At 59.4% G+C, this 24213-nt stretch carries 23 protein-coding genes, 2 tRNA genes and 1 pseudogene; 13 read left to right on the forward strand and 13 right to left on the reverse strand.

From position 1 onward, the window contains the following. Positions 1 to 10: 10 nt before the first annotated feature. Positions 11 to 1162, reverse strand: coding sequence for an acyl-CoA dehydrogenase family protein (locus IPI80_RS00595; RefSeq protein ID WP_413856141.1), 1152 nt, complete (start codon positions 1160 to 1162; stop codon positions 11 to 13). A gap of 28 nt (positions 1163 to 1190) precedes the next feature. Further along, on the reverse strand, positions 1191 to 2801 hold the full coding sequence (locus IPI80_RS00600) for an acyl-CoA carboxylase subunit beta (RefSeq protein ID WP_413856143.1): 1611 nt from the start codon (positions 2799 to 2801) through the stop codon (positions 1191 to 1193). A 150-nt stretch (positions 2802 to 2951) separates the two neighbouring features. On the opposite strand from IPI80_RS00600, the gene IPI80_RS00605 reads away from it, so the two are divergent. Together IPI80_RS00605 and IPI80_RS00610 are read left to right on the forward strand one after the other, a co-directional pair. Continuing rightward, positions 2952 to 3248: an SCP2 sterol-binding domain-containing protein gene (locus tag IPI80_RS00605; RefSeq protein WP_413856145.1), complete on the forward strand. Its 297-nt coding sequence runs from the start codon at positions 2952 to 2954 to the stop codon at positions 3246 to 3248. Positions 3249 to 3258: 10 nt separating this feature from the next. Continuing rightward, positions 3259 to 3690 carry a MerR family transcriptional regulator gene (locus tag IPI80_RS00610; RefSeq protein WP_413856147.1) on the forward strand — a complete coding sequence of 144 codons (432 nt, stop codon included), beginning with the start codon at positions 3259 to 3261 and terminating at the stop codon, positions 3688 to 3690. A gap of 155 nt (positions 3691 to 3845) precedes the next feature. Here IPI80_RS00610 and IPI80_RS00615 read toward each other — a convergent pair. The 3 genes from IPI80_RS00615 to hrcA form a co-directional block, all read right to left on the reverse strand. Then, a tRNA-Ile gene (locus IPI80_RS00615) sits at positions 3846 to 3922 on the reverse strand. Between the two features lie 144 nt (positions 3923 to 4066). Continuing rightward, positions 4067 to 4912, reverse strand: a complete 846-nt coding sequence (locus IPI80_RS00620) for an FkbM family methyltransferase (protein WP_413856149.1) — start codon at positions 4910 to 4912, stop codon at positions 4067 to 4069. A gap of 89 nt (positions 4913 to 5001) precedes the next feature. Next, positions 5002 to 6006, reverse strand: a complete 1005-nt coding sequence (gene hrcA / locus IPI80_RS00625; protein ID WP_413856151.1) for a heat-inducible transcriptional repressor HrcA — start codon at positions 6004 to 6006, stop codon at positions 5002 to 5004. Positions 6007 to 6034: 28 nt separating this feature from the next. Between hrcA and IPI80_RS00630 the strand changes: the two are divergent. The 3 genes and pseudogenes from IPI80_RS00630 to rapZ form a co-directional block, all read left to right on the forward strand. Next, positions 6035 to 6922, forward strand: a pseudogene (locus IPI80_RS00630) (NAD kinase); the annotation flags it as partial. 25 nt (positions 6923 to 6947) lie between these two features. Continuing rightward, positions 6948 to 8597 carry a DNA repair protein RecN gene (gene recN, locus IPI80_RS00635; protein ID WP_413856153.1) on the forward strand — a complete coding sequence of 550 codons (1650 nt, stop codon included), beginning with the start codon at positions 6948 to 6950 and terminating at the stop codon, positions 8595 to 8597. 4 nt (positions 8598 to 8601) lie between these two features. Continuing rightward, positions 8602 to 9495, forward strand: coding sequence for an RNase adapter RapZ (gene rapZ, locus IPI80_RS00640; RefSeq protein ID WP_413856155.1), 894 nt, complete (start codon positions 8602 to 8604; stop codon positions 9493 to 9495). Between the two features lie 9 nt (positions 9496 to 9504). Here rapZ and mutY read toward each other — a convergent pair whose 3' ends face one another. From mutY to mutM, 3 genes are read right to left on the reverse strand one after another with little or no spacing between them, the layout of a single operon-like run. Next, positions 9505 to 10560 carry an A/G-specific adenine glycosylase gene (gene mutY, locus IPI80_RS00645; RefSeq protein ID WP_413856157.1) on the reverse strand — a complete coding sequence of 352 codons (1056 nt, stop codon included), beginning with the start codon at positions 10558 to 10560 and terminating at the stop codon, positions 9505 to 9507. 2 nt (positions 10561 to 10562) lie between these two features. Next, positions 10563 to 12521 carry a dynamin family protein gene (locus IPI80_RS00650; RefSeq protein WP_413856159.1) on the reverse strand — a complete coding sequence of 653 codons (1959 nt, stop codon included), beginning with the start codon at positions 12519 to 12521 and terminating at the stop codon, positions 10563 to 10565. Between the two features lie 50 nt (positions 12522 to 12571). Beyond that, on the reverse strand, positions 12572 to 13387 hold the full coding sequence (gene mutM, locus IPI80_RS00655; protein WP_413856161.1) for a bifunctional DNA-formamidopyrimidine glycosylase/DNA-(apurinic or apyrimidinic site) lyase: 816 nt from the start codon (positions 13385 to 13387) through the stop codon (positions 12572 to 12574). Between the two features lie 37 nt (positions 13388 to 13424). Here mutM and IPI80_RS00660 point away from each other — a divergent pair, with 37 nt between their 5' ends. The 8 genes from IPI80_RS00660 to IPI80_RS00695 all read left to right on the forward strand — a co-directional run bounded on the left by IPI80_RS00660 (position 13425) and on the right by IPI80_RS00695 (position 19745). Next, a complete protein-coding gene (locus IPI80_RS00660) occupies positions 13425 to 15161 on the forward strand; it encodes a tetratricopeptide repeat protein (RefSeq protein WP_413856163.1) in 1737 nt (578 codons plus the stop codon). After that, the gene (locus tag IPI80_RS00665) at positions 15158 to 15661 is read left to right on the forward strand and encodes a lipoprotein insertase outer membrane protein LolB (RefSeq protein ID WP_413856165.1); all 504 of its coding nucleotides are present in this window, start codon (positions 15158 to 15160) and stop codon (positions 15659 to 15661) included. The genes IPI80_RS00660 and IPI80_RS00665 overlap by 4 nt, the downstream gene beginning before the upstream one ends. 22 nt (positions 15662 to 15683) lie before the next feature. After that, on the forward strand, positions 15684 to 16550 hold the full coding sequence (gene ispE / locus IPI80_RS00670) for a 4-(cytidine 5'-diphospho)-2-C-methyl-D-erythritol kinase (RefSeq protein ID WP_413856167.1): 867 nt from the start codon (positions 15684 to 15686) through the stop codon (positions 16548 to 16550). 21 nt (positions 16551 to 16571) lie between these two features. Beyond that, positions 16572 to 16648: transfer RNA gene (locus IPI80_RS00675), tRNA-Gln, on the forward strand. A 78-nt stretch (positions 16649 to 16726) separates the two neighbouring features. Continuing rightward, the gene (locus IPI80_RS00680) at positions 16727 to 17704 is read left to right on the forward strand and encodes a ribose-phosphate pyrophosphokinase (RefSeq protein WP_413856169.1); all 978 of its coding nucleotides are present in this window, start codon (positions 16727 to 16729) and stop codon (positions 17702 to 17704) included. Between the two features lie 98 nt (positions 17705 to 17802). Further along, on the forward strand, positions 17803 to 18486 hold the full coding sequence (locus IPI80_RS00685) for a 50S ribosomal protein L25/general stress protein Ctc (RefSeq protein ID WP_413856171.1): 684 nt from the start codon (positions 17803 to 17805) through the stop codon (positions 18484 to 18486). Positions 18487 to 18606: 120 nt separating this feature from the next. Further along, positions 18607 to 19293 carry an aminoacyl-tRNA hydrolase gene (pth, locus tag IPI80_RS00690; RefSeq protein WP_413856173.1) on the forward strand — a complete coding sequence of 229 codons (687 nt, stop codon included), beginning with the start codon at positions 18607 to 18609 and terminating at the stop codon, positions 19291 to 19293. After that, complete coding sequence (locus IPI80_RS00695) at positions 19290 to 19745, forward strand: hypothetical protein (protein WP_413856175.1); 456 nt, start codon at positions 19290 to 19292, stop codon at positions 19743 to 19745. The genes pth and IPI80_RS00695 overlap by 4 nt, the downstream gene beginning before the upstream one ends. A gap of 117 nt (positions 19746 to 19862) precedes the next feature. Here the strand turns inward: IPI80_RS00695 and IPI80_RS00700 are convergent, their stop codons facing one another. From IPI80_RS00700 to IPI80_RS00720, 5 genes are read right to left on the reverse strand one after another with little or no spacing between them, the layout of a single operon-like run. Continuing rightward, positions 19863 to 20126, reverse strand: a complete 264-nt coding sequence (locus IPI80_RS00700; RefSeq protein ID WP_413856177.1) for a YfhL family 4Fe-4S dicluster ferredoxin — start codon at positions 20124 to 20126, stop codon at positions 19863 to 19865. 9 nt (positions 20127 to 20135) lie between these two features. Further along, positions 20136 to 20570 (reverse strand): universal stress protein, encoded by a 435-nt coding sequence (locus tag IPI80_RS00705; RefSeq protein ID WP_413856179.1) that lies wholly within the window; start codon positions 20568 to 20570, stop codon positions 20136 to 20138. Positions 20571 to 20585: 15 nt separating this feature from the next. Beyond that, entirely contained in the window at positions 20586 to 21074 is a 489-nt protein-coding gene (gene coaD / locus IPI80_RS00710) for a pantetheine-phosphate adenylyltransferase (RefSeq protein WP_413856181.1), read from the reverse strand. Between the two features lie 38 nt (positions 21075 to 21112). Next, positions 21113 to 21805: a 16S rRNA (guanine(966)-N(2))-methyltransferase RsmD gene (rsmD, locus tag IPI80_RS00715; RefSeq protein WP_413856183.1), complete on the reverse strand. Its 693-nt coding sequence runs from the start codon at positions 21803 to 21805 to the stop codon at positions 21113 to 21115. Then, on the reverse strand, positions 21802 to 24138 hold the full coding sequence (locus IPI80_RS00720) for a putative bifunctional diguanylate cyclase/phosphodiesterase (protein ID WP_413856186.1): 2337 nt from the start codon (positions 24136 to 24138) through the stop codon (positions 21802 to 21804). The genes rsmD and IPI80_RS00720 overlap by 4 nt, the downstream gene beginning before the upstream one ends. Positions 24139 to 24213 lie beyond the last annotated feature (75 nt).

The following is a 24213-nucleotide window of genomic DNA, read 5'->3' on the forward strand; positions in this document are numbered from 1 at the left end:
GCGCTTATCATCATGCCTTGCCAGGCAAGGTGCCTTCGTACTTGCAAATGATGCCCAGCATGATCTCGTCGGCGCCGCCGCCAATTGAAATCAAACGACTGTCGCGGTAGGCCTGCGAGATGGGGTTGTCCGCCGTGAAACCCATGCCGCCCCAGTACTGCAGGCAGCTGTCAGCCACTTCGCGGCTGAGGCGCCCGGCCTTGAGTTTGGCCATGGAAGCCAGCTTGGTGACGTCTTTGCCGCTCACATAGGATTCGACCGCGCGGTAGGTCAATGCGCGCAGGCATTCCACCTCGGTGCGGAGTTCGGCCAGGCGAAAGTGCACCACCTGGTTGTTCAAAATGGGCTGACCAAATGTCTTGCGTTCACGGGTGTACGCAATGGTCTGGTCAATTTGGTTATCCATCGAGAGCAGGCAGCCCGCAGCGCCATACAGACGTTCTTCCTGAAACTGCAACATCTGCAGCATGAAACCCATGCCCTCTTGCCCAACCAGGTTGCGCTGCGGAACACGCACGTTGTCAAAAAACAGCTGCGCCGTGTCACTGCTGTGCATGCCGATCTTCTCGATCTTCTGGCGCGTGATGCCAGGCGTGTTCATGGGCACGATGATGAGCGACTTGTTCTTGTGCGGCGCACCTTCGGAGGTATTGGCCAGCAGGCAACACCAGTCGGCCTGCATGCCGTTGGTGATCCACATTTTGGAGCCATTAATGATGTAGTCAGCGCCGTCTTTACGGGCAGTGGTTTTGAGGGCGGCGACGTCAGAGCCGCCACCCACCTCGCTCACGCCGATGCAACCCACCATGTCGCCGGCGATGGCGGGGGCCAGAAATTCGTGGCGCAGCGCGTCGCTACCAAAGCGGGCCAGGGCCGGGGTGCACATATCCGTCTGCACACCGATGGCCATGGGCACGCCGCCCACGTTGCAGTTGCCCAGCGCTTCGGCCATGACCATGGAGTAGCTAAAGTCCAGCCCCATGCCACCAAACTCGGTGGGGTACTTGATGCCCAAGAGGCCCAGGTCGCCCATCTTTTTGAACAATTCGCGTGCGGGGAAGATCCCTGCCTTTTCCCATTCGGCGGTGAACGGGTTGATCTCATTGGCTACAAATTTACGAACGGTGTCGGAGATTTGTTCGTGTTCGGGTGTGAATTTCATGGTGGTGCTCTTGGGTCAAAAAGGTGGTTTACATGCGGGCGACGCCGAAGGTATTGGGATGCAATGTGCGCTGCTCTGCCTCGCGCGCCAGAGCCAGACACAGGCCCAGAATGCGGCGCGTGTCACGCGGGTCGATGATGCCGTCGTCCCACAAGCGGGCGGTGCCAAACAGTGCTGCGGATTCTTTGTCCAAGCGCAGGCGCAGTCCGTCGGACATGGCTTTCAGGGCTTCTTCATTGGCTTCCATGCCACTGCGCTCAATCTTGGCGCGGTTGAGGATGTCCATCACCTTGGCCGCCTGGGCGCCGCCCATGACCGCTGTGCGGGCCGAGGGCCAGGCAAAGATAAACCGAGGATCAAAGCCGCGCCCGCACATGCCGTAGTTGCCAGCACCGTACGAGCCACCAATCACAAAGGTGAATTTGGGCACGCGTGCGTTGGCCACCGCCTGGATCATCTTGCTTCCGTGCTTGATGGCGCCGCCCCGCTCCGCTGCCGTACCCACCATGTAGCCGGTGGTGTTCTGCAAAAAAACCAGCGGCGTGCCAGTCTGGTCGCACAACTGGATGAACTGCGCCGCCTTGGTGGAACCGGTTGGCTGAATGGGGCCGTTGTTGCCCAAAATGCCCACCAGCTGGCCTTGCACGCGGGCGTGGCCGCACATCATCTCGGCGGCGTATTCGGCCTTGAACTCCAAAAAGTCGGAACCATCCACCAGACGGGCGATCACCTCGCGCACGTCATACGGCTCGCGTTCATCGGCAGGAACAATGCCCATCAGGTCCTGTTCGCCAAACAATGGCTCGGCGCAGGCCGCTGCGCTTGGTGCGCTGTCCCAGTTGAGCTTGTCCATCACCTCGCGCGCCATGGCAATGGCGTGGGCATCGTCTTCGGTCAGGTATTCGCCAAGGCCGGTAATCTGGGCGTGGGTTTCGGCGCCACCCAGTTCGTCATCGGTACAGTCCTCGCCAATGGCAGCCTTGACCAGCGGCGGGCCGGCCAGATAAATGCTGGAGCGCCCACGCACCAAAATCACATAGTCCGACAAGCCCGGCAGGTAGGCACCACCGGCCGTGCTGGAACCGTGAACCACCGCAATCTGTGGCAGCCCCATCGCCGACATGCGCGCCTGGTTGGCAAAAGTGCGTCCGCCGTCGATAAAAATTTCTGCCTGGTACATCAGGTTGGCGCCGCCACTTTCCACCAACGAAATGAGTGGCAACTTGTTCTCCTGCGCAATCTGCTGCACGCGCAGCCCTTTTTTGAGGCCCATGGGTGCCACGGTGCCACCCTTGACCGCGCTGTCGCTGGCAGAAATGATGCAACGCTTGCCTGCCACCACGCCAATGCCAACGATGGAGCCGCCGCCCATGACCGACTTCTTGCCGTCGTCGTCATGCATGTTCAGACCGGCCAGGCGGCTGATCTCCAGAAACGGCGTGCCCCGGTCCAGCAGGCGCGCAACACGTTCACGGGGCAACAGTTGCCCGCGTTTCTCGAACTTGTCGCGCTTGGATTCGGATTCGGCTATGACCAGGCCTTCCAGGCGCTGGACTTCAGCCAGCAAACCCTGCATGCGCTGGGCATTGGCAGCAAATGCAGCCGACAGTGGATTGATCTTGGAACGAATGACGGGCATCAGGAAACGTCCTTGCGATTGAGTTAACGCATTAGAAGCCATGGTGACGTTAACGTCAACTTAATATCGTATAGGTGTTTATACTGATGTTTGCGGCATGCTGGGCTGATAGCATCCCATCCGTTTGAACCACCACCATAAGGACACACCATGGACATCCAAGCCTGCACCGAAGCCATCCGTACCAAAGTAGGCGCTGACAGCGGCCTGGCCGCCACGCTGAAATTTGACTGCGGCGAAGACGGCGTGATCCGCATCGACGGATCGTCCACCCCCAACACCGTGAGCAACGACAACGTTGATTCCGACTGCACCGTGGGCATCACGCTGGAAAACCTCAACGCCTTGTTGAGCGGCGATCTGGAGCCCACCACCGGCTTTATGGCCGGCAAGCTCAAGGTCAGCGGCGACATGGGCGTGGCCATGCGCCTGCAGCGCGTGATTTGAGTTGGACCGCATGGCCGAATCCAGTGCGCAAGCCTTTGTCGACTCGCACCGCGACGAAGGAACCACCGAACTCTTTGGCATCACCGAGTTGTGCCGGGAGTTTGGCATCACCCTGCGGGCGCTACGTTTCTACGAGGACAAGGGACTGCTCTCGCCCCGGCGCATCAACGGGGCACGGGTCTACACCCGACGCGACAGGGCTCGCCTGGCCCTGATCCTGCGCGCCAAGGCGATCGGCTCGCCGCTGTCAGAAATCAAGCGCTACCTGGATTTGTATGGCGTGCAGGGTGAAGGGCGCGCGCAGCAACTGAGCTACGTGATCGAACGCACCGACCAGGAAATTGTCGATCTGGAGAAAAAACGCGCCCAGATCGACGAAACCCTGGCCGAGCTGCGGGTGATTAACACCTACTCGCGCAACCAGCTGCAAGAGCGCCAGTAGGCCAACTGGCCACTGCGCGGTGGCTGCCACATCATGGTCGACGTCACTATTGTTTTGATAGTGACATAGTCAGTATTGACGAGGGCTAGAGGCCACAAATGCAAAAGCCCGCCGCTCCAAAGAACTACGGGCTTCACTGTTGGCATATGTTGAAATGGTGGGCCGTCACAGACTTGAACTGTGGACCAAAGGATTATGAGTCCTCTGCTCTAACCAACTGAGCTAACGGCCCAACCGAACCGGCGATTGTAATGGGCTGAATCGACCAATTCACGTCAGGCAATGCACATCTACATGCAGCAATGCTGTGTAGGCACACTGTTGGGTTGCGTCATGGCGATTGAAAGTCCGCCTCCACCACCAATTTGAAAGCCCGTCAACGGCTGAAGAGCAGATTTTCAATCACCGGCCTACTGCACCCCAACTTTGCAGCAAAGTTCATGACGCCTTCAAGGATCTGCGGGTTTGTCTTGCCTTTGCAGTCGATCAGGAAGCTGTCGTGGTCGAAGTCCTCGTATTTCCGTGCGTCTTCAACCAGTTCCGCTATGTCAATTGGGGTTCCGTCCATCTGGCGTGGCATCAATCCGAGGCCACGAAGATAGTCGATGAACTCCCTGGGCTTGCCACCGGCTTCCAACATCGAAGCGGGGCAGTACTCGCTGATGATTTTCAAATTTGCGTTTTCTCGCAGGCAGTTTTCCGCTCCGCGCAGCGCGGATTCTTCATAACCCTCAATGTCAATCTTGATCAGGTCTACCTTTGCCCCGACCAGAAGGTCATCGAGACGAAGCACAGGCACGTTCACCGATGGCCCGGAGCAACACACGGATGCATATAGCCGATGCATGCCGCCATTGAAGTCGCTGGTGTGCAAGCTGGCGTCCCCTCGCTCTTTCCCCACCGCTGCGCGATGCAGGCGAACGTTGGTTAAACCATTCATATTCACGTTTTCCGTAAGAATTGAAAAATTCACTGGCTCAGGTTCAAATGCATGAACCACACCATGCGCACCAACCAAGCGTGAAAGGTGAACCGTAAAGTAACCAATGTTTGCACCAATATCAACGACGGTCATGCCGGGACGGACCCACTGCCGCAACGCCGCAAGAACTTCCGGCTCAAAAAGTGCGCCCCCACCGAGCCCAAGACTATCCATTTCATCAATGCGGAGTTTGAAGCCTTCACGCTCTATTAGCCGAGCAGCAGAATTGGTAAATGTCATGGTTACGGTTTGTTGAAAATGTGGAGGGCTGTGGGTTTACAAGGTGTCAGTCCCGGGGCACCCTCATCGGATCCGGGGACTGCCATGGGCTATTTATGGTGGCTCAACGCATTGCTGACCAGCTTGGATGTGATATCCACAATTTGGATCATGCGGTCGTAGGCCATGCGCGTGGGGCCGATAACGCCCAGGGTACCAACCACCTTGCCATCCACCTCGTAGGGGCTGCTGACGATGGATAGGTCTTCAAACGGCACCACCTGGCTCTCGCCACCGATGAAGATGCGCACGCCTTCGGCCTGGCCGGCAATGTCCATCAGGCGCATGAGCTGGGCCTTTTGTTCGAATAGTTCAAACGCGCGGCGCAACTGACCCATGTCGCTGGAAAAATCCGACACTGAGAGTAAATTGCGCTCGCCCGAGATGATGACTTCGTCTTGCGATTCGCTGATGGTGTCAGAACTGACCGTCACCGCTGCCTGCATCAGCGTGGCGATTTCGGAACGAAGGGATTCAACCTCACCCTGCAAACGCTCGCGCACACGGTCAATGTCCAGGCCCACGTAGTTGGTGTTGAGGAAGTTGGCAGCTTCCACCAGTTGCGTCTGCGTGTAATCCAACTCGGTAAAGATCACCCGGTTTTGCACATCGCCATCGGGCGACACCAGAATTACCAGCACACGCCGTTCGGACAAACGCAAAAATTCAATATGCCGAAACACCGACGTACGCTTGGGCGCAATCACCACACCCACAAACTGCGACAGGTTGGACAGCATGTTGGCCGCGTTGGAAATAACCTTTTGCGGCTGATCCGGCGCCAGGATGTGCGATCCATACTGGCTGGGCTGCACCGTGAGCATGGTGTCCACAAACAGGCGATACCCCCGCGCTGTAGGAATGCGCCCGGCAGAGGTGTGCGGGCTGACGATCAGGCCCATCTCTTCCAGGTCGGACATCACATTGCGGATGGTGGCCGGCGACAACTCCAGCCCCGACGCCCGCGACAAGGTGCGGCTGCCAATGGGTTGTCCATCGGCGATATAGCGCTCAACGAGCGCCTTGAGCAACAACTTGGAACGATCATCGAGCATCGGCTCATTTTAGTGATGTAATTTGCACATGAAGTCCCAATTGCGCAACGTAGCCCTGATCGGCAAATACCTCGCTGTTTCCAGCGGTGCTGCAGGGGCCGCATCGCGCCAGGTGTTGGAGCGTATTGCCCACTTCCTCATGGACCAGGGTTGCGATGTGTCGATAGAAGCCGATACCGCGACCAATATGGGGCTTAGCAACTACCCCACGCTGGACGTTGCCGGCATCGGCAAAACCTGTGATGTGTGCGTGGTGGTTGGTGGCGATGGCACCATGCTGGGCATTGGCCGCCAGCTGGCGCAGTACGGGGTGCCGCTGATCGGCATCAACCAGGGGCGCCTGGGCTTCATCACCGATATTCCCCTGGACAACTACCAGACCACATTGCAACCCATGTTGACTGGCTTGTATGAAGAAGACCACCGCAGCCTGATTCAGGCACGCGTCATGCGCGACGGGCACTGCGTGTTCTCTGCACTGGCCATGAACGATGTGGTGGTCAACCGCGGCGCCACTGCCGGCATGGTGGAGTTGCGGGTGGAAGTGGATGGGCATTTCGTGGCCAACCAGCGCGCCGATGGCCTGATCATTGCCACGCCCACGGGCTCCACCGCCTATTCCCTGTCAGCCGGCGGGCCACTGATGCACCCTTCCATTCCCGGCTGGGTGTTGGTTCCCATTGCCCCGCATACTTTGTCAAATCGGCCGATTGTCCTCGCCAACGCGTCAGAGATCGCTATTGAAATAGTAGCAGGCAGGGATGCTAGCGCCAATTTCGATATGCAGTCATTGGCATCACTTATTCACGGTGACCGCATTGTGGTGACACGATCGCAGTACCAGGTGCGCTTTTTGCACCCCAAGGGCTGGACCTACTTCGACACCTTGCGCCAAAAACTTCACTGGAATGAAGGAGCGGCTAAGGGCGGTGGGCCGACCTATGAGCCTCAAGCGCATCGTCTTGCAGGATTTTGTCATCGTCAGCGAGCTGGAGCTGGATCTGGAGAGCGGCTTCACGGTGCTGACCGGTGAAACCGGTGCCGGAAAATCCATCCTCATCGATGCATTACAACTGGTGACCGGCGCACGGGCCGACACGGGCGTGATCCGCGAGGGTGCCAGCCGCACCGATGTGAGCGCCGAATTTGACACACCCGCCAACGCGCGCCCAGCCCTGCAGGAAGCCGGCTTTGACGAAGCCGATACTATGCTGTTGCGCCGCACAGTGGACACCGCAGGCAAGAGCCGGGCCTGGATCAACGGTAGCCCGGCCACTGCCCAGCAATTGCGCACGCTTGGGGAACAACTGCTGGATATCCACGGCCAGCACGCCTGGCAAAGCCTGACTCGACCGGAGGCCGTGCGCAGTTTGTTGGACGCATACGCGCAGGTCACTACCACAGCCGTGGTTGCCCGCTGGCAAGAATGGCGCCTGGCCCAAACCGCCTTGGCAGACGCACTGGCTGCCCAAGATTCATTGCAACGTGAACGCGACCGACTGGCTTGGCAGATTGGAGAATTGGAAAAGCTCAACCCACAACCCAACGAATGGGAAGCACTCCACACCAGCCACACCCGTCTATCCAACGGCCAGGCTTTGCTGGATGCCGCACAAGGTGCGTTGCAGGTGCTGGAGAACCAAGACGTCAACGTATTGGGTTTGCTGAACAACGCTTTGCAACAACTGCAGGCCCAGGCTCACCTGGAAGCCGAATTTACCAATCCGGTAGAGGTCCTGGGCTCGGGTCTGGCCCAGGTAGAGGACACGGTGCGCACCCTGCGGGGCTACCTGCGCCACACCGAACTGGAGCCGGATCGCCTGGCTGTGCTGGACGAACGCATGGCCCTGTGGGTTTCATTGGCACGGCGCTACAAGCGTGCGCCCGAAGAATTGCCAACACTGTTGGCGTCCTGGCGAACGGAGTTAACGCAGCTGGACGCGGCAACCGATCTGCAAGGCCTGCAAAACGCCGAGAAGAAGGCGCAGGCCGGGTACATGGCTGAGGCCAAAACATTGACCAAGGCCCGCACCAAGGCCGCGCCGCTCTTGGCACAGTCCATCACGCTGGCCATGCAAGGCTTGGGCATGCAGGGCGGGCAGTTTCAGGTGCAACTGCAGGTTAGCGCACAGCCGCTGCAAAGCGGGCTGGAAGACGTAAGTTTTTTGGTGGCCGGCCATGCGGGCAGCACACCGCGCCCGGTGGGCAAGGTGGCCTCGGGCGGTGAGCTGTCACGCATTGCGCTGGCCATCGCCGTCACTACCAGCCAGTTGGGAACAGCGCAGACACTGATATTTGACGAGGTGGATTCGGGTGTAGGCGGTGCCGTGGCCGAAACGGTTGGCCGACTCATGCGCCAGTTGGGCGGTGACCGCCAAGTACTGGCCGTGACCCACCTGCCCCAGGTTGCAGGCTGTGCCGACCACCATTTGGTAGTGGCCAAGCAATTGAGCGGGAAATTTACTTTGAGTACGGTGGCAGCCGTTACGGGTGAACAGCGGGTGGCCGAAATCGGGCGCATGTTGGGTGGCGAAAAGCACTCCAGCACTACGTTGGCCCACGCCAAGGAAATGCTGCAGTCAGGAGTTTAAAGTCATGCAAAAAGACGCCCCTGCGCCTCTGGAAATCGTACTCATCACGGGAATGTCGGGGTCTGGTAAAACGGTGGCGCTCAACGCCCTGGAAGATGCCGGCTTTTACTGTGTGGACAACCTGCCACCTGAACTACTGCTGCCCTTTGTGGAGCTGGAGCAAAAACACCAGGCCCGGCGCGTGGCCATTGCCATAGATGTGCGCAGCGCCACATCGTTGCCACTGGTGCCGCACCAATTGGCCAGCCTGCGCAGCCGGGGCATTAACGTCAAGTCCTTGTTTCTGGATGCCAATACCGACACCCTGGTACGCCGCTATTCCGAGACCCGGCGCAAGCACCCCCTGTCCCAGCTGGATGCAGGCCATGGCGAGCAGGACGCGCGCCGCGCTTTGGTCGATGCGATTGAACTCGAACGCAAGCTGCTGGCCATCCTGCGCGAAGAGGCACATGTCATTGATTCCAGTATCATCCGGCCTTCGCAACTGCAAGGCTATGTCAAGACATTGATCTCGTCATCGCAGGACCAGTTGACACTGGTGTTTGAATCTTTTGCGTTTAAGCGAGGAGTGCCAACCGACGCCGACTATGTGTTCGACGTGCGCATGCTGCCCAACCCGCACTACGAGCCCACATTACGTCACCTGACTGGACGGGACGCACCGGTGGCCGAATTTCTGCAAGCGCAGCCCGATGTGGAGCGCATGCAGCATCACATTGCGCAGTTTCTGGAAAATTGGCTCGACGCCTTGGCACATGACCACCGCAGTTACGTCACGGTGGCGATTGGCTGCACGGGCGGCCAGCACCGTTCGGTCTATTTGGTTGAACGCCTGGCTCAACGTTTCGCGTTGGATTGGGTCACGCTCAAGCGCCACCGGGAACTCGACTCGGTCTGAAGCACCCTGTTAGTCCGTGGTGCTTGACTGCAGCAGCTTGCGAATGGGTGCCGGCAACCCGACATCAGGCCACGCGTCGGCGCTAACCCAACGCCCGCTAGCCCACTGCAATGAAGAATCCGCCAACAGCAGACACCAGGCGTGCAAGTGCAGGTCTTTGTGGGTGAGTACATGGGTGAACACCGGGACAGCTTGCAACAGATTGTGCAGATGCGACGGCACGGCCTGCCTTAGCGCATCTTCGCTCGCAAACAGGGGCAGACAGTAGAGGCCTGCCCAGACACCGGGCGTAGGCCGCTTGTCCAGCCATACATCGCCTTGCGCGGTTTGTGCCCACAGCAACCAGATGGACTGGCTGCTGCGCTTGAGGGCGCGGGTGCGCACGGGGTAGCGCTGTGGGTCGCCCGCTGCGCCCGCCACACAGTCAACGCGCACCGGACAAACGTCGCATGCGGGCTTGGCCGGCACGCATACGGTGGCACCCAGATCCATCATGCCCTGGGTGTAACGCGGCATGTCCGCCTTTGCACTTTTGCCAGCAGGCAGCAAGCCTGTTGCCGCATCCCACAGCGCACGCACATGCGCAGCCTGCGCCAGATCAGCATCAAAGCCCAACACCCGCGTCACCACCCGTTTGACATTGGCATCCAGAATGGCTACGCGTTCACCAAAGCACAGGGACGCAATGGCAGCGGCGGTGGAGCGACCAATGCCCGGCAATGTTTCCAGCACTTCTGAGGTTTGGGGGAAAACGCCCTGGTGTAACGCCATGATTTGCTGCGCACAGCGGTGCAGATTGCGCGCCCGGCTGTAGTAACCCAGGCCGCTCCACAGGCCCAGCACATCGTCCAGGCTGGCAGTAGCCAACGCCTGCACATCGGGAAAGCGCGCCAAAAAGCGGTCGAAGTAGCCGCGTACCGTCACCACTTGCGTTTGCTGCAGCATGATCTCGGACAGCCACACGCGGTAGGGGTCGCGGGTGTTTTGCCAGGGCAGATCGTTGCGGCCATGCGCCTGCTGCCAGGCCACCACACGGGCTGCAAAGTCAGCCTTGCGGGCGCGCACGCTCAGGCGAACTCGACGTCTACCGAGGTAGCGCTGGGGGCCTGATTGGCGGCGATCAGGTAGTCGGTCAACTCGATCAGCTTGAGTTCGATCTGGCTCAAAGCCGCTTCTTGCTGGTCGATGTCTTGAATACGGTCCTCCAACCCACCGGCGGCTTGCTGAATGCGGTCAATGGCTTCAATGCGGCGACTGAAATTGCGACGACGCTCGCGCAATTGCGCATCGAGTTGGGCGGCGGCTGACTTACTCCACAGCTCCACATCGCTCAAGGCCATTTCATGGATGCTGCGCAGCCGGCTGGACAGCGCACGCACCAAGCGGTCGGCAAACTCTGGCTGAGCCAGTTTGAAGGCATTGCCAATTCCCAGGTACTGAATATGGCTGCGTTCCACCATGTTCAGATCGCTCAAATACTGCGCCATTTGCGGCTCGGCAGGGGCCTGCAGCGAGAACCCGTGTTCTCCATTGAGCTGGCGGAAAGTGGCCGCCAACATGGACTGAATTTCTCCACACAAGGTCTGCACCTTTTGCAAATTGGCCCGCAACCGATCAAAGGTTTCGCCATAGGCCCGTTTGACACCAAGTTTGAGGCCCCTTTGCAACAGGGCAGCACTCAACTGCGACATTTCTTTTTTGAGGGCGGTGGAGCCCAGGATGCTGAAAACCTCGCGCAACAACTTCAGGTGAACCGAGCGCACAGCGTGTATCTTGGCTCCGCCCAGATCAAATTCGGCTTGTTCTTGCGAAATGCGGTTGCGCATGTGCTTGATGACTGTCGTGTTCTTACCCTGCAGGCCCTTGAGCTCCATCATCTGCTCGGTCAGATCGCGCTTGCGAATGTTGATCACGCGTGCGGTTTCGCCACGCAGGTCGGTGATTCCCGCCGCCATGGCTTGCGCCAAAATCCGCTGGCGTTTGCCCATCATGCCGCGGCCCAGCGCGTCTTCCAGCACGGGCAGGCAGCTGCGCTGCAGCAGCTCTTCGTCTTCTGTGACTTTGGCGACCAGTCCCTTCTGGGCCGATACGGCTATCACGCGGTCACGGGGAATGCCCAGAATTTCGGCGGTGCTGCTGATCTGGCGGTCAATCTGCGCGTCTATTTGCGCCGGCGAGCTGAGGTCGTCCCACAGGGTATCGATTTTGTTGAGCACCACTAAGCGCGAATCGGGGCTGTCCGCCTCGCACACCAAGTGTTCCCGCCAGATGGAGAGGTCCGACTTGGTCACCCCGGTATCCGCGCCCAGGATGAACACCACGGCATGGGCCTGCGGAATCAGGCTCACCGTGAGTTCCGGCTCGGCACCAATGGCATTCAGGCCAGGTGTATCAAGAATGACGAGGCCCTGCTTGAGCAAAGGGTGTGCAATATTGATCAGGGCATGGCGCCACTTGGGCACTTCCACCATCCCTTGGGCGTCAACCATGGGGTTGTCTTCTGGGGCTTGGCTGTGCCAGAAGCCCAGCGCGCGGGCTTCATCTTGCGTAACTTTGCGGGTTTCGGCCACTTTTTCCAGGGCCGACGCCAGCTGTTGCGGATTGTTCACATCCAGATCGATGCGAGTCCACTTTTCGGGGGCCATGCGCCATTCCATGAGGGCCTGAGGTTGCAGGCGGGTCTCGATGGGCAGAAGACGCAGGCATGGCGGCACATCAGCGTCATAGCCCATTTCCGTGGGGCACATGGTGGTGCGCCCGGCACTGGCCGGCATGATGCGTCGACCATAACCGGCGAAGAACACCGCGTTGATCATCTCGGATTTGCCGCGTGAAAATTCCGCCACAAAAGCCACCATGACCTTGTCGGAACGCACCTGGGTGCCAAGGCGAAGCAGGCGCTCTTCCACTGCAGCATCCAGCAGTTCGTTGTCCTTCATCCACTCGGCAAGCAGTTTCAGGCGCAATGCAAATTCCCGCCGCCAAGTGCCAAGCTGGTCAAACTGTTCGTTAAAAGATGTAGTCAAGAAAGCCCCCGTCTAGCCGCCCAATATAGCACTGCCCCCACTGGTTGCACTCAGGGTTTTTGGCATTGGGGGCAGAAAAAGGTGGATCGCTGACCCTGACGAATGGCCTTGATCGCCGTTCCACAGACCCTACAAGCCTGCCTTTCCCGACCATAAACCATGGCCTCCAGCTGAAAGTAACCCGCCTCACCCTGCGCATTGGAGAAATCACGCAGGGTGCTGCCACCCTGCTGCACAGCCCGTGCCAACACGGTGCGTATAGCCTGGTGCAAACGGGCCGTGCGCGGTCGGCTCAGCCGCGACGCACGTGTTGTGGGTCGAATACCCGCCAGAAACAGGACCTCGGAAGCATATATATTGCCTACACCCACCACCACGTCGCCCGCCAGCAACACCTGTTTGATTGGCGCACTGCGCCGCACAAGCCCCTGCTGAAACCGTGGCAGATCAAAGTCTGGGCCCAATGGCTCCATACCCAATTTACCCAGCAGCTTGTGTGCAACGGGGTCATCTTCGGAGTCCGCATGGACTACCGCCCCAAATCGGCGCGGGTCGTTCAGGCGCAAAAGGCCGCGTGAGGTCTGCATATCAAAGTGGTCGTGTTTGCCGGGCGCCGCGGGCCGCAGTGCGAAGGACAGGCTGCCCGACATGCCCAAGTGCAGCAGCAAAATCCCATGGTCCAGATCCAGCAAGAGGTATTTGCCCCGCCGGCGCACACCCAGCACTTGCCGCCCCACCAACGCCTCTGGAACAACACCCAATGGCCAACGCAGCGGCTGCCCCATCCGTAGAGCCTCAATGTGTGCCCCCGCGATACGGTTTGCAAAACTCAGACGGGTGACTTCGACTTCGGGTAATTCAGGCATGACTCAAGGATTCTCCAGCTTGGATTATTATGGTCCGATGTCACGAATCCCCCGCATCCTCTGTCTGACCCTGCTGTCTGCCTGCATGGGCGTCAGCGCCTTGGCAGCTTCGTCCAAGTCCGACAAACCAGACAACTCCAACCTGGATGGCCGGCTGTTCTACGAAATCCTGGTGGGAGAGATTTTGGCGCGCACCGGCGACAAAGGTCCGGCCTACGCCAACCTGCTGGATGCCGCTCGCAGATCCAACTCGCAGCAGTTGTATGAGCGCGCGGTGGAAATCGCTTACAGCGCCCGCAGCGGCGAATGGGCGTTGGAAGCGGCCCAGTCCTGGTCCCAGGCTTTTCCGTCCTCGCGCGAAGCCAACCGGCTGCAACTGCAGATCTTGCTGGGTCTGAACCGCGTTGCCGAAACCCAGGAACCGCTCAAGCGCGAATTGGCGGCGTCCAGCCCAACCGAACGCGTGGCCACCATCCAACTGCTACCCCGCTACTTTGCCAACGCCACCGACAAGAAGCTCGCGGAGAGCGTGGTCGAAAAGGTGCTGGCACCAGAGATCACCAACCGCACCACTGGCCCCACGGCCTGGGCTGCCATCGGTGCCCTGCGCTTGCAAGCTGATGATCTGAATGGCGCTATGGAAGCCGCCCGACGCGGTGCTGCCCTGGACCCTCAGGCCGACTCCCCTGTGCTGCTGGCCATTGCGCTCATTGGGCCCAAGGCTCCCACTGCAGAAACCATGGTGGAACGCTACCTGGCTGGCAAACCCAATGTAGACGTGCGCATGGCCTATGGACGCTACCTGGTGAACGCCCAACGCTACCCCGATGCTTACACGCAGATGCGTCTGCTCACCGAGGAGCATCCCCAGTTCCCCGAGGCCTGGCTGTTGCGCGGCTCATTGGAATTGCAGGACAGCAAATTGGCGCAGGCCGAATCCTCGTTCAAGACCTATGTAGGGCTGTACCCGCCAAGCGCGGACGACGCGATCGGTGCCGACATGAACCGAGGCATGGTGCAGGCCTATTTGCTGCTGTCGCAAGTGGCCGAGCTAAGTCAACGGCTGGATGAGGCGTTGGCCTATCTGGACAAAATCAACAGCCCGACTGACGCCTTGCGGGTGGAACGCAGACGCGCCAGCATTTTGGTACGCCAGGGCCATCTGGAGCAGGCGCGTGCCGGGATCCGCAACGTACCGGAATTGCAGGCCTCCGACGCCCTGGCCAAGGTCAATGCCGAGGTGGCGCTACTGCGTGATAGCCGCCTCTACGCAGAGGCCTACCAGGTGCTGCAAGCTGCGCGCACGCGCTACCCTGATGACGTCGACGTCCTGTATGACCTGGCCATGATGGCCGAGCGCCTGGGCAAGACCGATGAAATGGAGCAGATGCTGCGCAGGGTGATTGAGCTCAAACCCGACTACCACCACGCCTACAACGCACTGGGCTACTCGTTGGCCGATCGCAACATCCGCCTGAACGAGGCACGCCAACTGATTCAGCAGGCGTTGACCTATGCGCCCGATGACCCGTTCATCCTGGATAGCCTGGCCTGGGTGGAATTTCGCGCTGGAAACGCAACCGAGGCTCTGCGTTTGCTGCAAGGCGCGTTCAAGGCGCGTCCCGATGCCGAGATCGCCGCCCACTTGGGTGAAGTCCTGTGGACCACGGGCCAACATGACCAGGCCGTTGCCATCTGGAAAGAGGGAGTAGCTCTGAGCCCTCAGAACGAAACCCTGCGCGACACCATGCGGCGCCTGCGCGGCGCTCCGTGAGCCGGACCGTACTGGCGCTGTGGCGCCTGGTGTTGCTATTTACTATTATTTTGATAGCTGGTTGCGCCCATCCGACGAGGGCTAGCAGCCAAAATGATCAAAGTAATTCCTTTTGGCAGGGTCGCCTGGCGTTGACCGTGCGTAGTGATCCGGTGCAATCCTTCTCCGCAGATTTTGAGCTATCAGGCACGTCCCAAGCCGGTGAGTTGACCTTCTTTTCTCCCTTGGGAACTACTGTTGCGCGCCTGCAATGGGGCAATGATGGTGCCGTGCTGCAAGCATCTGGCCAGACACAGCAATTTGACTCGCTCGATGCTCTGACGCTCCACACCACGGGGGCCGTTCTTCCGGTAGCCAGCCTGTTTGCCTGGCTGCGGGCTGAGTCGCCCGACACACCGGGATGGCAAGTGGACTTGCAGGGGCTGTCCGATGGCCGACTCAACGCCCGCCGCTTTGCACCAGAGCCCGCCGCCGAACTCAAGATCCTGCTGGAACGCTGAGCGCACGGATAATTCCAACACCATGCAGTCGCTCTACGACATTCCGGCCCCGGCCAAACTCAATCTCTTCCTGCACATCACGGGTCGGCGCGCTGATGGCTACCACCTGCTGCAATCGGTCTTCATGCTGATCGACTGGTCAGACACCCTGCACTTCAGCTTGCGCCGTGACGGCCAGATCAGCCGCGAAGACCTCACCTGGGCTTTACCACCCGACGACCTGGTGGTACGCGCCGCCCGCGCGCTGCAACAAGCCACCCAATGTCCACAGGGTGTGCACATTGGCATTGCCAAGTCGGTACCCGCCCAGGCCGGCATGGGTGGCGGTTCGTCCGACGCGGCCTCCACTTTATTGGCGCTCAACCGCTTGTGGCAACTGAACCTGTCCCTGCCAGCCCTGGCGCGTTTGGGCCTGGCGCTCGGCGCGGATGTCCCTTTCTTTCTGGGTGGGCACAACGCCTGGGTCGAAGGCATTGGTGACCAGATCACCCCGGTGGAACTGCCCAGCGCGCAATTTGTCGTGGTTAAACCAGATATGGGACTGGAAACTGCAAGAATATTTTCTGACCCTGCGTTGAAACGCAACACGGAAACTGCTATAATTTCAGGCTTCGCTGCAGACGCACTCGGGAAATTCACATTTGGCCGAAATGACCTGCAAGCTGTTGCCCAAAAGCTGTGTCCCAGCGTGTCCCAAGCCCTTGATTGGCTGAAGTCGCAAGGGCTCGCTGGCAGGATGACAGGTTCAGGCAGTGCGGTATTTGCGCAACTGCTGCATGGTATTGATTTGGATAGCGCGCCGGACGCGCTGCTGATCAGGTTGTGCAGCAATTTGGATGTTCATCCTCTGGTGGGGTGGGCACCTAGCGATCGGTTTATCGGTGGGTAGCGTTTAGCTGCCAACCCGTGTAGGGGAGTCGCCAAGTTGGTTAAGGCACTGGATTTTGATTCCAGCATGCGAAGGTTCGAGTCCTTCTTCCCCTGCCAAATTCGTTGTTTGGACCATTCTGGTCACGAAACGCGCAACGTACGGACAATAGACCCACTCTACTCGCTGGAATCCGCATGCAGGCTTCACTCCCCCCCGATTTCATGGTTTTCACTGGCAATGCCAACCCCGGCATGGCGTCCGAGATCGCGCATCACCTGGGTATTTCACTGGGCAACGCCACAGTGGGTCGCTTCTCCGACGGAGAAGTGACGGTAGAAATCAACCAGAACGTGCGTGCCCGCGACGTCTTTGTGGTGCAAAGCACCTGTGCTCCCACGAACGAAAACCTGATGGAACTGCTCATCATGGTCGATGCCTTGAAGCGTGCATCGGCCGAACGTATCAGCGCGGTCATCCCCTACTTCGGCTATGCCCGACAGGATCGCCGCCCGCGTTCCACCCGCGTGCCCATCACCGCCAAGCTCGTGGCCAATATGTTGCAGACTGCCGGTGTCGGCCGCGTTCTTACCATGGACTTGCACGCCGATCAAATCCAGGGTTTCTTTGACATACCCGTAGACAATATTTACGCATCCCCCGTTTTGCTGGGCGATTTGCGCCAGAAAAACTACGACGACCTGATTGTGGTGTCGCCCGACGTGGGCGGCGTAGTGCGTGCTCGCGCCCTGGCCAAGCAACTCGGTTGCGACCTGGCCATCATCGACAAGCGTCGCCCCAAGGCCAATGTGTCGGAAGTAATGCACGTGATTGGTGAAATCGACGGACGCAACTGCGTCATCATGGATGACATGATCGACACCGCCGGCACGCTGGTCAAAGCAGCCGAAGTGCTCAAGGCGCGCGGTGCCAAGAAGGTTTACGCCTATTGCACACACCCCATTTTCTCGGGCCCCGCCATCGAACGCATCACCACCGGTGATGCCCTGGACGAAGTCGTTGTGACCAATACCATTCCCTTGAGCCAAGCTGCAAAGGAATGCCAAAAAATTCGCCAACTCACTGTGGCACCGCTGATTGCCGAGACGATCCAGCGCATTGCCAAGGGTGAGTCGGTCATGAAGTTGTTCTCGGATCAGGAAAATCTATTCTGATCGGGACATCAAGCAGACGCCGCTGCATAGGGCAGCATTGCGCGTCTTTGTTAAACCGGAATCGCACTGGTCGCGGTGGGTTCCTTCAGGAGTAATTTATGAAATTTGTCGCTTTTGAGCGCGCCAAGCAGGGTACGGGTGCGAGCCGCCGTCTCCGCAACACGGGTCGCACACCCGGTATCGTTTACGGTGGAGCCGGTGAGCCATTGCTCATCGAGCTGGACCACAATGCCCTGTGGCATGCCATCAAGAAGGAAGCGTTCCACGCATCCATTCTGGACATGGAACTGGCTGGCAAGGAAAGCAAGGTTTTGCTGCGTGACGTGCAAATGCACCCCTACAAGCAACTGATTCTGCACATCGACTTCCAGCACGTTGACGCCAGCACCAAGCTGCACATGAAGGTGCCATTGCACTTCAAGGGCCAGGAAGAATCGTCCGCCTTCAAGGTGGACCATTGCCTGGTTACCCACGTACTCAACGAAATCGACGTTTCCTGCCTGCCCAAGGATTTGCCCGAGTTCATCGAAGTGGACCTGAGCGACCTGAAGAAGGGCGCTTCCTTCCACCTGAGCGACATCAAGTTGCCTGCTGGTGTGAAGGCCGTGGTCAAGGGTAAAGAAAACCCCGTGATCGTCTCGGTGGTGGTCTCTGCCGCCGAAGCCTCTGCTGAAGCCACGGCAGAAGCCGCAGCTGCAGCGCCCGCCGCAGCCGCCAAGGGTGGCAAAGCGGCTCCTGCTGCGAAGGCCGCTCCTGCTGCCAAGCCCGCTGCCAAGAAGTAAGCAGTTCTTGCGCTGATTTTTGGCGCACACTGTCGACGGCCCACCTCGGTGGGCCGTTGTCATTTCAGTGCTGTCCAAATTGCCCTACCATCGGCAACACTGTTGCCTGCCCGCATTGTCATGATCAAACTGTTTGTTGGCCTGGGAAATCCCGGCCCGGAATACGAAGCCACCCGCCACAACGCCGGATTCTGGTGGGTCGACGCCTTGGCCCGCGAACTCAAGGTCAACCTGGCCATGGACAAGGGCTACCATGGCTACGTGGCACGCACCACCGTTCATGGTCAAACCGTCTGGCTACTGCAACCCCAGACCTTCATGAATCTCTCGGGGAAATCCGTAGCGGCACTGGCGCGTTTCTTCAAGATCGCACCCAACGAAATTCTGGTTGCCCACGATGAATTGGACATTGCCCCTGGCCAGGTCAAACTCAAATTTGGCGGCAGCCACGCCGGCCACAACGGCCTGCGTGACATCCACGCCCAACTCGGCAGCGGCGACTACTGGCGCCTGCGCCTGGGCGTGGGCCACCCCGGCAACAAGGCCGACGTGGTCAACTGGGTATTGAAGAAGCCCTCGCAGGACGACCGCATTGCCATGGAACAGTGCATCGACCGCTCGCTCAAAGCCCTGCCAGCGTTCCTGGCCGGGGACATGGACAAAGCCACCTTGTTGGTGCACACAAGCAAGCCACCGCGCCCCCACGCGCCACAGGCACTCCGCGATACCCCACCCAGCCCCGCCGTCGCCCCTGCCGACACACGGCCCCCTGCCACGGGAACAACCTTACCCGAAGGTGCACCATGAAACTTCTCGCGTCATTCACTATTATTTTAATAGCTATATGTGGAGCTTTCACGAGGGCTAGCGCCCAGTATGTCTATCGATGTGGCAACAGCTACAGCCAAGCTCCCTGCCCGGACGGTATACCCGTAGACGTGCAGGACGCCCGCACAGCAGAGCAAAAAATCCAGTCCGACGCAAACATCCGCCGTGAAACCAGTACCGCAGATGCAATGGAAAAAAAGCGGCTAAAAGAAGAAGCCCAATGGGAGCGTCAGCAGGCCAAAGCGGCCGCCGCTGCCCGCAAGAAAAAACCGGCCCCAGCGGCAAGCCAACCGGTTGTCGAAGTTGAAGCCAAATTACCCAAGGCTCACGGGCGGTTAAAAAAGAGCCGAAAAAAGTCGGAACCAGAGTCCTTCTCCGCCCGTGGCGCAGTACCGAAAAAGCCCAGGCATGCAGCCAGCAAGCCCAAATAGTTGTTACGAGTCCAATACGTTTGATGGCTGCGCCTGGTATTTGATGGGCTGGCAGTCCTGGGTTTTGAGGCCCTGATCCGCTGACCGAAAAACCGACCTCACGCACCGCATACGCCATCAGACTTTGTCCACCACCAGTTCCCGCAGTTGGTGGTATTTGGCCAAGAGCGTTTCGTGGTCTTCAACGAACTGGGGGTCAACCGGAATGCAGGATACCGGGCAGACCTGCATGCACTGTGGTTCACCAAAATGGCCTACGCATTCCGTGCACTTGTACGGGTCGATGACATAAATCTCCGGCCCCATCGAGATTGCCTCATTGGGGCATTCGGGTTCGCAGACGTCGCAGTTAATGCACTCGTCGGTGATGATCAATGCCATGCTGGCAACTCACACTTCATCGGGCTTGGCGATCATGACGGGAACTGCGCTGGCGTGCAGCACTTCATTGGACACCGAACCCAGCATGGCACTGCGCAACGCGCTTTGGCCACGCGCGCCCATGACGATGAGATCGCAGGCAAAACGTTCGGAAATATCCACAATGGTGTGGGCTGGATCACCCATGGCGACTTCGCACTCATACGTGATGCCGGCAGCATCCAGCAGCTCACGCGCACTCTGCAGGGCGTGCATCCCGGCTTCGGCGCTGACGCGGCTGATAACTTCGGGGTCGTGCGCCATCAGCAACTCATACAAATTGGCTGGCTCCTGTACGTTGGCCAGCACCGCATCGGCGCGCAGGCCCGCCAGTACCATGCGAATGGCAAAGCGCACGGCCTCCAGGGACAACTCGGAACCATCCACCGGCAGCAGGATTTTCATAAGGTGTTCTCGCGGTTAAGTTTTAAATTTTTGTAACAGGCGCGCATGCACGGCAGGCGACACAAACTGGGCCACGTCTCCTTTGAGCGTGGCAATCTCGCGCACCAAGGTGCTTGAGATGTGTTGGTAACGCGCGTCCGGTGTCAAAAAAACGGACTCGACGTCCGGCACCATGGCACGGTTCATACCGGCGAGCTGGCTCTCAAAATCGAAGTCGGTGACCGAACGTACACCGCGCAACATGGCACGCGCACCGTGCCGGGTGGCAAATTCCACCACCAAACCAGAAAAAGGCTCCACCCGCACATTGGGGTAGGCCCGCATCACCTCTCGCACCGAATCCAGGCGTTCTTCCAGGCTGAACAGCGTCTTTTTGTGGTGGGCAACGGCGACGGCGACGATGACCGTCCCAAACAGGCCCGCAGCACGGCGAATCAGGTCCTGGTGGCCCAGGGTCATGGGGTCGAAGGTGCCGGGGTAGACGGCGATCACGGACTGGGACATCAAGGGCTCCGGGGCCAACAAGCCCTGCGTTGGGTCAATTATGCCCCGCCACTCGCCTCGAAATCGGTGGCCCTGTGCAAGATGTGGGCATGCACGGCACCCGCTTTGAGGTGGCGGTGCACCATCAGCCCCAGGGGCTGCAGCGCCTCATCGTTCCAGGCCTTGGGTGATTCCAGGTAGATCGAGCCGTTGACCACCAATGCCCGTGCCGCTGCGGCAAGCGCGGCTTCGTACAGATTGCCATCGAACGGCGGGTCCAGAAAGATCACGTGGTAGCTGGTCGGCGCCAGCTGGCGCAACGCGGCGACGCCCTCACCACGCAGGATCAGGAGCTTCTGCGGTTGCGGATCGGGTAACTCCAACGCTTGCAACTGCGCCAACACGCGCTGCAACTGCGTGACCAATGTTCCGTCCTGTTCCACCAGCAGCACTTCAGCAGCGCCGCGGGATGCCGCCTCGAAACCCAGGGCCCCCGTGCCGGCAAACGCATCGACACAGCGCAGTCCGGTCATGTCCTGGCCCAACCAGTTGAACAGCGTCTCACGCACGCGGTCTGGCGTGGGGCGCAGACCAGGCTTATCCGCTACTTTGAGCTTGATGCGCTTCCACTGGCCACCAATGAGGCGGATCTCGCCCGGTTGACGCTTGTGTACCGGTGTACGTGGGGGTTTGCCGACGCCGGCGGCCCTGCGACCGGTGGACTTGGAAGAAGAATTGCGGGGTTTTGTCATTCCCCAAGCTTACCGGACTGCAAGGGCATTTCCAGGGTCTCGGACCAACGCTCGGCAAAGCGCTCCAGCCAGCCTTCAGCGTCCTGCACCGAAAGGGGTTGTGCATACAGAAAACCCTGCAGCTCCGCGCAGCCCGCATCGCGAGCGGCAATAGTCTGAGCTGTTGTCTCCACGCCCTCAGCCACCACATGCAAATCCAGCGCATCGGCCAATTGGCAAATAGCCCGCACCACGGCAATAGCCTGCGGATTGGGCAGAGGGTCGATCAGGCCGCGGTCGATCTTGACCGTGTGCAGCCGCAGGCTGCGCAACATATTGAGCGATGAGAAGCCAGTGCCAAAGTCGTCCATGGCCACGTGCACCCCCATGGAGCGCAACTGCTCAATCTGCACCGTAGTTTGCTCCAGGTTCTGCACGGCTGAACTTTCAGTGATTTCCAGCGTCAACCACTGCGAATCCACACCACTGGCGCGCAGAATCTGCGCTACCAATTCGGGAAAACGGGGATCGAGCAACTGCAGTGGCGACACGTTGACAGCCACCGGAACACAGGACTCAAATCGCGATTGCCAATGGGCAATCTGCTCGCAGGCTTGTTTAAGCAAGTGTGTGCCCAGGGCCCCAATCAGACCAGTACGCTCCGCCACCGCGATGAACTCAACCGGACTGACTACCCCCACACCGGGGCGGTTCCAGCGCGCCAGCGCCTCGAAACTGGTGAGTCGACCGCTGTGTGCGTTGACCTTGGGTTGGTAAACCAGCTGGAACTCGCCACGCTCGATGCCGGCACGCAGTGCCTGTTCCTGTTCCAGCGTGTTGCTGGAACCTCGTTCGAAGGCTTTTTCGGCCAAGCGGTAGGACGTACCCGGCGTACGCTTGGCCACGTGCATGGCGGCGTTTGCCGCGCGCAGAAGGGACTCGGCATCGTGCGCGCTGCCCGGGTACAGGGCAATGCCCAGCGAGGCGTCCAAAAAGAGTTCCTGATGGGCAACCTTGAGTGGCCGGCCCAACAACTGTCGCACCCGCGTGACCAGGTCGACCGCCGTATCACGGTCGTCTTCAGAGCTGCAAACCAGCGCAAATTCGTCACCGGAAAGTCGCATCACCTCGCAGGCCGGGTCCATGCTTGCGCGCAGGGCTTGACCCATGGCACGCAGCACATCGTCTCCCATGGAGTGGCCATGGGCCTCGTTAAAAAGCTTGAAGCGGTCCAGATTCATCAACACCAGCACAAAGTGCTGCGCTGACTGCATGGGTTGCGCGGGGTTGCAACGATTACGCAAGGATTTGATTAGCGCCGTGCGGTTAGGCAGGCCAGTCAGTTCGTCATGCAGGGCCTGGTAGATCAACGCCTGGCTAGCATAGTAACGTTCGGTCTCATCGGATATCAGTACCTGCACCGCCGGCGAACCATCCCACTCCGTGCGAAAGTAATGCAACCGCAACCACATGGGTGTTCCGTCTACCCGGTGGCGCTGGGCTTCATAGCCGGTATCATCTTTCTGGCCACGTTGTATCTGGTCAAGCAAGCGCCCAACAGCCTTGCGCTCAGCCTCAGGAATGGTCTGTGCAACGGTGGCAACCTGCAATTCGGCCAGACTCTTCACGCCGTAGATAGCCAAGCAGGCCGGGTTGGCATACACAATGCTGTCACTGCCCTGGCAGATCAAGATGCCTTGGGGGGAACGCTCCGTCAGGCGCTCAAAACGGTTCTGCAGCCTGCGTGTGGCCAGTGCTCCTCGGTCCAGCGCGGCGTACAGCAAAACCAACCCCAGCATCACGCGCAATAGTGCCCCTAACGTGGCCAGCAAGGCAGTACCTGCATCCTGGTAGACGACGTAGATGAACTGGATCAAACCCAACAACACCAGCAACGGTCCCACCAATTTTTCAGAGCTGTAGCGTGTAGAGCCAGCATTCCAAAGCCAATACGTGCAGACCACGCCCAACATGGTGTTGATAGTGGCCATGCTGGCTTGCCCAAGACGCAGACCCGCCAGACCCACTGCAGCGGTGTTGACCAACGCCAGCGTCAACAAAATAGGCCAGGCCAACTTGTGACCCAGTGGTCGGTTCGCCAAGTGCGCAGTACCAATCAACAGCAAGGTGGAATAGCCAGCCGCAATCACCATGAGCGCAAGGTTACCGATCGTGTCAACAAAAGGGTCCCCCCGAACCTTGACCAGAAAGGTCAAAGGCACCAGCAATTGGACCAGGTTGGCCCAGCCGATGTAGCGGGTAAAGGCCTGCGTGGGGTCGCGCCGCCAAACCAGTACCAACGCGCTGCCCATGATGAGGCTGATGGCGGCGTTGATAACCAGAACGTAATTCATTAGTGGTGCGCAGAAGGTTGCTGCACCCATTGTGCGGCACCGCCCGTGCGGGATCCTCCGGATTGATATAGGGAT

It is taken from the genome of Candidatus Aalborgicola defluviihabitans (genome assembly GCF_016705985.1).
Classification (GTDB): Bacteria; Pseudomonadota; Gammaproteobacteria; order Burkholderiales; family Burkholderiaceae_C; genus Allorhodoferax; species Allorhodoferax defluviihabitans.